Annotated in this window: 1 protein-coding gene; it reads left to right on the top strand. The window is 61.9% G+C overall.

Annotated features, from left to right (window positions below; translation table 11 throughout):
* The first annotated feature begins 26 nt into the window (after nt 1-26).
* Nucleotides 27-662 (top strand): RluA family pseudouridine synthase, encoded by a 636-nt coding sequence (locus OC610_RS28375; protein WP_018612476.1) that lies wholly within the window; start codon nt 27-29, stop codon nt 660-662.
* Nucleotides 663-734: the final 72 nt, after the last annotated feature.

Here is a 734-nt window from a genome sequence, read left to right as displayed (position 1 = left end):
TGGCGTTTGTAACGAGACTGTTTTCAATGCCCCTGTCCAACATCCGCATCATTCACCAGGACGCCGCCGTGCTGGTGGTCGACAAGCCGACCCTGCTACTCTCCGTGCCCGGCCGGGCCGACGATAACAAGGACTGCCTGATCACTCGCCTGCAGGAAAACGGCTACCCGGAAGCACGAATCGTGCACCGGCTGGACTGGGAAACCTCCGGCATCATCCTGCTGGCCCGCGACCCCGACACTCATCGCGAGCTGTCACGGCAATTTCATGATCGAGAAACCGAAAAAGCCTACACCGCATTGTGCTGGGGCCAACCGGAACTGGACAGCGGCAGCATCGACCTACCCTTGCGCTATGACCCGCCGACCAAGCCTCGCCACGTGGTGGATCACGAACAGGGCAAGCACGCCTTGACGTTCTGGCGCGTGCTGGAACGCTGTGGCGACTGGTGCCGAGTCGAGCTGACACCGATTACTGGACGCTCGCACCAATTGCGCGTGCACATGCTCTCCATCGGTCACCCCTTGCTGGGCGACGGGCTCTATGCCCACCCGCAAGCCCTGGCCGCCTGGCCACGCCTGTGCCTGCACGCCAGCATGCTCAGCTTCACCCATCCGCAGAGCGGCGAACGCCTGCGCTTCGAGTGCCCGGCACCGTTCTGAACAACATCACTGTTGCTGTAGGAGCTGTAGGAGCTGTCGAGTGCAACGAGGCTGCGATCTTTCCAAAGGTAT

It is taken from the genome of Pseudomonas agronomica (assembly GCF_025917275.1).
Classification (GTDB): Bacteria; Pseudomonadota; Gammaproteobacteria; order Pseudomonadales; family Pseudomonadaceae; genus Aquipseudomonas; species Aquipseudomonas agronomica.
Note: the sequence above shows the minus strand (reverse complement) of the source record. Positions and strands in the feature narration are given on the sequence as shown.

Coding starts and splice junctions, on each gene's coding strand:
- OC610_RS28375 (WP_018612476.1), top strand. CDS start 27: ATGCCCCTGTCCAACATCCGCATCATTCACCAGGACGCCGCCGTGCTG.